The 7201-nt window shown below is 67.0% G+C and carries 7 protein-coding genes; all 7 read right to left on the reverse strand.

What is annotated here, in order from left to right; translation table 11 throughout:
- Nucleotides 1-174: 174 nt before the first annotated feature.
- On the reverse strand, nucleotides 175-894 hold the full coding sequence (gene recO, locus NQ204_RS19320; RefSeq protein ID WP_256644680.1) for a DNA repair protein RecO: 720 nt from the start codon (nucleotides 892-894) through the stop codon (nucleotides 175-177).
- A gap of 18 nt (nucleotides 895-912) precedes the next feature.
- The gene (era, locus tag NQ204_RS19325; protein ID WP_256644681.1) at nucleotides 913-1809 is read right to left on the reverse strand and encodes a GTPase Era; all 897 of its coding nucleotides are present in this window, start codon (nucleotides 1807-1809) and stop codon (nucleotides 913-915) included.
- Complete coding sequence (gene rnc / locus NQ204_RS19330) at nucleotides 1806-2486, reverse strand: ribonuclease III (RefSeq protein ID WP_150454783.1); 681 nt, start codon at nucleotides 2484-2486, stop codon at nucleotides 1806-1808. Before rnc ends, era begins: the two co-directional genes overlap by 4 nt.
- Nucleotides 2476-2859: a DUF4845 domain-containing protein gene (locus NQ204_RS19335; protein WP_116865299.1), complete on the reverse strand. Its 384-nt coding sequence runs from the start codon at nucleotides 2857-2859 to the stop codon at nucleotides 2476-2478. The genes rnc and NQ204_RS19335 overlap by 11 nt, the downstream gene beginning before the upstream one ends.
- A gap of 32 nt (nucleotides 2860-2891) precedes the next feature.
- Nucleotides 2892-3686: a signal peptidase I gene (lepB, locus tag NQ204_RS19340; protein WP_108769592.1), complete on the reverse strand. Its 795-nt coding sequence runs from the start codon at nucleotides 3684-3686 to the stop codon at nucleotides 2892-2894.
- Between the two features lie 54 nt (nucleotides 3687-3740).
- Nucleotides 3741-5534, reverse strand: a complete 1794-nt coding sequence (gene lepA / locus NQ204_RS19345) for a translation elongation factor 4 (protein ID WP_165835757.1) — start codon at nucleotides 5532-5534, stop codon at nucleotides 3741-3743.
- 181 nt (nucleotides 5535-5715) lie between these two features.
- Nucleotides 5716-7182 (reverse strand): DegQ family serine endoprotease, encoded by a 1467-nt coding sequence (locus NQ204_RS19350; protein ID WP_256644682.1) that lies wholly within the window; start codon nucleotides 7180-7182, stop codon nucleotides 5716-5718.
- Nucleotides 7183-7201 lie beyond the last annotated feature (19 nt).

Below are 7201 nucleotides of genomic sequence, written 5' to 3' on the forward strand. Positions count from 1 at the left end.
GGTTGAGGGGGCGTGAGCCGCATGGATGCGGCGACCGAGCTTACAGGGACGTACTTGCAGCGTCCCCCTCAACCGGATCCACCCCGCCTACCCTCATGAATCCAGCTTCTGCTGTTGCTTCGGCTCTGGCCTCTGCAGGTGCAGGGCTGCAAGCCCTGCCAAATCCCCTCCCCTTCACCTCCGGGGCGTGAGCTGCTCGAGGAGTTCCCAGGATTTGAGGCCCTTGGCCCCCAGGTGATGGGACAGCACCCGCCGCATCGGCAGCCGCAGGCTGGCCAGGTCTGTCGCATCTGGCTCTTCGTCCGCCGCCAGTGCCAGCAGCGCCGAGCCCGTTGCCGCCGCCCGGCGTTCGCCGCCGCGCTCGCTCAGCAGGCGCTGCGGGCCCTCCTGCGGGTCCAGTTCGTAGCGTGCCGCCGGGTCCACCGGCTGGCCGTCGCTGGCTGTGTCCAGCTCGAAGCCCAGCCCCAGCGCCGCCAGCAGCTCACGCTCGAAGCGACGCAGCGTCCACGCCAGGCCCGCGCCCACCGCCAGCCGCGCACGCGCCTCGCCGTAGGCCAGGTACAGCTCCGGCAGCGGGTCCTGGCGCGGGGCCAGGCGCAGGGTCAGTTCACTCAGGTAGAAACCGGCCAGCATCGCTTGGCCGACCAGGCGCGGGGCCGCGTCCAGCGCCTCGGCGCCGCGCAGCTGGGCCAGTTCACCGCGCTGCAGGGCACTGAAACGTATCCACTGCAGCGGCTGCAGGGCTGCGCGCAGCACCTGGCCCTTGGCGGTGGACACGCCACGCGCCAGCAGGCCGATGCGGCCGTGCTGCGCGCTCAGTACCTCGACCAGCAGGCTGGTCTCGCGGTAGGCCCGCGCATGCAGCACGAACCCGGTGTCGTCCTCGATCAGCATCGAAGCGACCGTCGCGGCTTATTCGTAGCCGAAGGCCTTCAGTGCGGCCTCGTCGTCAGACCAGCCTTCACGCACGCGCACCCAGGTCTCCAGGAACACCTTGGCCCCAAACAGACGTTCCATCTGCATGCGGGACTTGGCACCGATGTCCTTCAGGCGGGCGCCGCCCTTGCCGATCACGATGGCCTTCTGGCCTTCGCGCTCGACCCAGATGACCGCACCGATGCGCAGCAGGTTGCCGTCTTCGGTGAAGCGCTCGATCTCCACGGTGGTGGCGTACGGCAGCTCTTCGCCGAGCTGGCGCATCAGCTGTTCACGCACCAGCTCGCCGGCCAGGAAGCGCTGGCTGCGGTCGGTGATCTCGTCCTCGCCGAACATCGGCGGGGCTTCCGGCAGCAGGGCCAGCACGTCGCGGACCAGGGCTTCCAGGCCGTTGCGCTTCTGCGCGGAGATCGGGTGCACGGACGCGAAATCGCGGCCTTCGGTCACCTGCTGCAGGAACGGCAGCAGCGCGCCCTTGTCCTTCATGCGGTCGATCTTGTTGACCACCAGCACCACCGGGATGCCGGCATCGCGCAGCGCGTTGAAGGCCAGGCTGTCTTCCTCGTCCCAGCGGCCGGCTTCGATCACCAGCAGGCCGGCGTCGACGCCTTCCAGCGAGCCGCGCGCGGCGCGGTTCATCACCCGGTTCATCGCCCGCTTCTGCACCTTGTGCAGGCCGGGGGTGTCGACCAGCACCAGCTGGCCTTCCGGGTAGGTGGCGATGCCCAGCAGGCGATGGCGCGTGGTCTGCGGGCGGTTGGAGACGATGCTGACCTTGGCGCCGACCAGGGCGTTGGTCAGGGTCGACTTGCCCACGTTCGGGCGGCCGATGACGGCCACGCTGCCGCAATGATGGGGAGTTTGTTCGCTCACTTGGAATCCAGTTGTTCTAGGACGGCCGCAGCCGCTTGTTGTTCGGCAAGCCGGCGCGAGGGGCCTTCGCCCTCGGTGCTGGCGGCAGGGTCCGCGACGTTGCAGCGTACCCGGAAGTGCTTGGCGTGGTCGTCACCGGATTCTGACACCAGTTCGTACTGCGGCAACGCCTTCTGTCGGGCCTGCAGCCATTCCTGCAGGCGGGTCTTGGGGTCCTTCTCCGGCCGGCCGGTGGCCGGCAGGGCCTCCATCGAGGCGGCGAACCAGGGCAGCACGACGGCCCGGCAGGCCTCGAAGCCCGCATCCAGGTAGATCGCGGCCACCACGGCCTCGAGCGCGTCGGCGAGGATCGAGTCGCGGCGGTGGCCGCCGGACTTCAGTTCGCCCGGGCCCAGGGTCAGCCGCTCACCCAGTTCCAGGGTGCGGGCGATCACCGCCAGCGCGCCTTCACGCACAAGCTCGGCGCGCGCGCGGGTCATCGCGCCCTCGTCGGCCTTGGGCCAGCGCTGGTACAGCGCCTCGGCGACCATCATGTTGACGATGCTGTCGCCCAGGAATTCCAGGCGCTCGTTATGCGGCGCACCGGCACTGCGATGGGTCAGCGCCTGCTTGAGCAGGGCTGGATCGCTGAAAACGTGACCGATCAGGTCACCACGTTGGATGAATTTACTGGGCACCGCTACGAACGAGGTCCTGGGATGATTCAAACTTGCCAACCACGTCGAGGTTGCCCACCAGCGGGCGACGCACTTCGTAACTGACGTTGAGGGTCCAGCCGTTGTCACGACGGTTGAACTTGACGTTGGACGGCTTCACGTTGTCCGAGTAGTTGATGTACAGGCGCTTGAAGAACAGGTCCTGGATCTGCGCCGGCGCCATGGTGCCGACGCTGGGCTCCTTGGCCAGGCTCTTCATCGCCGAGCGCACGGCGTAGTATTCCTGGTACATCGGGAACAGCTTCATGCCGACGTACAGGAAGAAACCCACCACGATCAGGACCACCAGGAAGGAGGTCAGGGTCATGCCGCGCTGCGTGTACATCTTCTTCATTGCGTTCTCCCCAGATACGCGTGGATGTGAAGTCAGTTGATGCCCGAGCCGATCCGCGATGGCTGGAAGCCATCCTTGCAGAACCAGCCCTGGCAGTTCAGCCAGATCAGGAACGCACGGCCGCGCAGGTTTTCTTCCGGCAGCAGGCCCCAGAAACGGCCGTCATCGCTGTTGTCGCGATTGTCGCCCATCACCAGGTATTTGCCAGCCGGCACGGTCCACTGGCCCTGGCCGCGAGGATAATCGGTCTCCAGCACGGTGTGGGTGCGGCCCGGCAGGTGCTCGACCAGCAGGTTGGCGCCCTCGCCCTGGCCCTTGTCGCCGGCGTAGATGCCCTTGTTGTCGTACTTCAGCGGCTCGCCATTGAGGATGACGCCGTCGCCTTCGAAGACCACGGTGTCGCCCGGCACGCCAATGACGCGCTTGATGAAGTTCTCGCCCTTGGCCGGATCGTTGTCGCTGTGGCCCGGGAAGTGGAACACCACCACGTCGCCGCGCGACGGTTCGCCGAACGGCACGAACTTGGTGTTGGTGATCGGCAGGCGCAGGCCATAGGAGAACTTGTTGACCAGGATGAAATCGCCGATCAGTAGGTTCGGCATCATCGAGCTGGACGGGATCTTGTACGGCTCGGCAATGAAGCTGCGCACGATCAGCACCACCACCAGCACCGGGAAGAAGGCGCGTGAGTAGTCCACCAGCACCGGCTCGGTATCCAGCAGGCCGGCGCGCTGGGCGCGGCGCTTGGCCAGGTACAGCTTGTCGGCCAGCAGGATCAGGCCCGAGGCCAGGGTCAGTACGACCAGGAGGATCTCAAACAATTTCATTCAGGGTCCTTTGCAACGTCACCGGACGAACGGCCCCGAAGGGCCGCTGCGGGCTTACTTGTTGTCCATCTGCAGCACGGCCAGGAAGGCTTCCTGCGGGATTTCCACGCGGCCGACCTGCTTCATGCGCTTCTTGCCTTCCTTCTGCTTTTCCAGAAGCTTCTTCTTGCGCGAAACGTCGCCACCATAGCATTTGGCCAGCACGTTCTTGCGCATGGCCTTGACCGTGGTGCGGGCGATGATCTGCGAGCCGACGGCGGCCTGGATGGCCACGTCGAACTGCTGGCGCGGGATCAGGTCCTTCATCTTCTCGCACAGCTCGCGGCCGCGGCGGTCGGCATGGCTGCGGTGCACGATCAACGACAGGGCATCGACCTTGTCACCGTTGATCAGCACGTCCACGCGCACGAACGGACCGGCGTCGAAGCGCACGAAGTGGTAGTCCAGCGAGGCATAGCCACGGCTGACCGACTTCAGCTTGTCGAAGAAGTCGAGCACCACTTCGGCCATCGGCAGCTCGTAGCTGATCTGCACCTGGCTGCCCAGGTAGTTGATGCCGAGCTGGCTGCCGCGCTTTTCCTCGCACAGCTTGATGATGTTGCCGATGTACTCCTCGGGAGTAAGCACGTTGGCGCGGATGATCGGCTCGCGGATCTCCTCGACATGGTTGACCGGCGGCAGCTTGGCCGGGTTGTCCATGTTGACGATGGTGCCGTCGGTCTTCAGGACTTCATAGACCACCGTCGGCGCGGTGCTGATCAGGTCCAGGTTGTATTCGCGTTCCAGGCGCTCCTGCACGATTTCCATGTGCAGCATGCCAAGGAAGCCGCAGCGGAAGCCGAAGCCCATCGCTTCGGAGCTTTCCGGCTCGAAGCGCAGCGCGGCGTCGTTCAGGCGCAGCTTGTCCAGCGCTTCGCGCAGATCCGGGTAGTCCTCGGCGTCGACCGGGAACAGGCCGGCGAACACGCGCGGCTGCATTTCCTGGAAGCCCGGCAGCGGCTTCGGCGCCGGATCGGCGGCCAAGGTCAGCGTATCGCCGACCGGCGCACCGTGGACGTCCTTGATGCTGGCGGTGACCCAGCCCACTTCACCGGCACGCAGCGCCGGCAGCACCTTGCGCTTGGGCGTGAACACGCCGACGTTGTCGACCTGGTGGGTACGGCCGGTGGACATCACCTGCAGCTTGTCGCCGGCCTTGATCTGGCCCTGCATGACGCGCACCAGCGAGACCACGCCCAGGTAGTTGTCGAACCAGGAGTCGATGATCAGCGCCTGCAGCTTGTCGGTATCGCGCGGCACCGGGGCCGGAATGCGATGCACGATGGCTTCCAGCACGTCCTGCACGTTCAGGCCGGTCTTGGCGCTGACCGGTACGGCGTCGGCGGCGTCGATGCCGATGACGGCCTCGATCTCGGCCTTGGCGCGCTCGATGTCGGCGGTGGGCAGGTCGATCTTGTTGATCACCGGCACCACTTCCAGGCCCTGCTCGACGGCGGTGTAGCAGTTGGCCACCGACTGCGCTTCCACGCCCTGGGCGGCATCGACCACCAGCAGCGCGCCTTCGCAGGCGGCCAGCGAACGGCTGACTTCATAGGAGAAGTCGACGTGGCCGGGGGTGTCGATGAAGTTCAGGTGATAGGTCTGGCCGTCCTTCGCTACGTACGGCAGCGAGACCGACTGGGCCTTGATGGTGATGCCACGCTCGCGCTCGATCGGGTTCGAATCGAGCACCTGCGCTTCCATCTCGCGGGCCTGCAGGCCGCCGCAAAGCTGGATGATGCGGTCGGCCAGCGTGGACTTGCCGTGGTCGACGTGGGCAATGATGGAGAAGTTGCGGATGTTCCGCATCGAATCAGAAGACATAGGTGGCGGCGGCGCGCGGCGTCGTCAGGGTAACGGTCGATTATCGCATGCCCGGGGCCCCGCCGCGAAAGCGGCCTGATCGGGCCGGGCCCGGAATGGCCGAAGCCCCGCCGGGGCGGGGCTTCGGGGGGAGTGACAGGGCCGCCCGGGAGCGGCCGTGAAGGCCTTACTGGCCGGCCTTGACCGCCACGAAGGCGCTGTTGCCGCTGCTGGCACGGACCAGCAGCAGGACCACATCGCCCTTCTTGTAGCCGGACAGCGCGCGGTTGAGCGCATCGACACTGCCGACCGGGGTGTTGCCGACGCGCAGGACGACCATGCCCGGGGCCAGGCCGGCGTCACGGGCGCCTTCGCCTTTGACCCCGGTGATGCGCACGCCCTCGCCCGAGTCCAGGCCCAGCTGCTTGCGCTGCGGCGCGGTCAGCTCGGACACGTCCAGGCCCAGCAGGGCGTTGGCACCGTACTGCGGCGCGGCGTCGGCATTGGCTGCGGACGGACCGCGGGCGTTGTCCTGGCCGTCATCGGTCAGGGCGGTCAGGGTGGCGCTGAGCTCACGCGGCTTGCCATCGCGGTACACGACCAGGCTCACCTTGCTGCCCGGGGCCATCGCGCCGATCAGCGGCGGCAGGTCGGACCAGGTGTTGACCGTGCTGCCATTGACCGAGCGGATGACATCGCCCAGCTGCACGCCGGCCTTGGCCGCGGCACTGCCGGGCACGATCTGGTTGACCAGCGCGCCACGGCTGTCCGGCAGGCCCAGGCCCTGCGCCTTCAGCGAATCGATCGGTTCGACCACCGCGCCCAGCTGGCCACGGGTGACCTTGCCGCTCTTCTTGATCTGCTCGACCGCGCTCATTGCCAAGTCGATCGGGATCGCGAAGCTGATGCCCATGTAGCCGCCGGATGCGGAGAAGATCTGCGAGTTGATGCCGACCACTTCACCGCGGGTGTTCAGCAGCGGGCCACCGGAGTTGCCCTGGTTGATCGCCACGTCGGTCTGGATGAAGGGTACATAGCGCTGGTCCGGACCGCCGGTGCTGCGGCCGACGGCGCTGACCACGCCGGCGGTGACCGAATGGTCGAGGCCGAACGGTGAGCCGATCGCGACAACCCACTGGCCCGGCTTGAGGGTATTGGAATCGCCCACGCGCACGGTCGGCAGGTTCTTGCCGTCGATCTTCAGCAGGGCCACGTCGTACTGCTGGTCGCTGCCGACCACCTTGGCAGTGAACTCGCGGCTGTCACCCAGCTTCACCTTCACGTCGCTGGCGTCGGCCACCACGTGGTAGTTGGTCAGCACGTAGCCGTCGGGCGAGATGATGAAGCCCGAGCCCATGCCGCGGCCCTTGATGCTGGGGCCGCCGTCCTGGCCACCCTGCCCCTGCCCCGGCATCGGGAAGTCGGGACCGAAGAAGCGGCGGAAGAACTCCGGCATGTCGTCGTCGCCCATCGGGCCACGCGAGGCCTGGCGGTTGTTGCGCACGATGGTGACGTCGACGTTGACCACGCCGGGGCCGACCTGTTCGACCAGGTTGGTGAAATCAGGCAGGCCGCTGACCAGCGGCTGCGCCGGGGTACGCGGCGCGGCGGCGGCGGCCGGGGCCGCCGCCGCCCTGAAGCTGGCGCTGAACATCGGTGCGATGCTGCTGGCC

The sequence above is a fragment of the Stenotrophomonas testudinis genome (assembly GCF_024499815.1).
Classification (GTDB): domain Bacteria; phylum Pseudomonadota; class Gammaproteobacteria; order Xanthomonadales; family Xanthomonadaceae; genus Stenotrophomonas.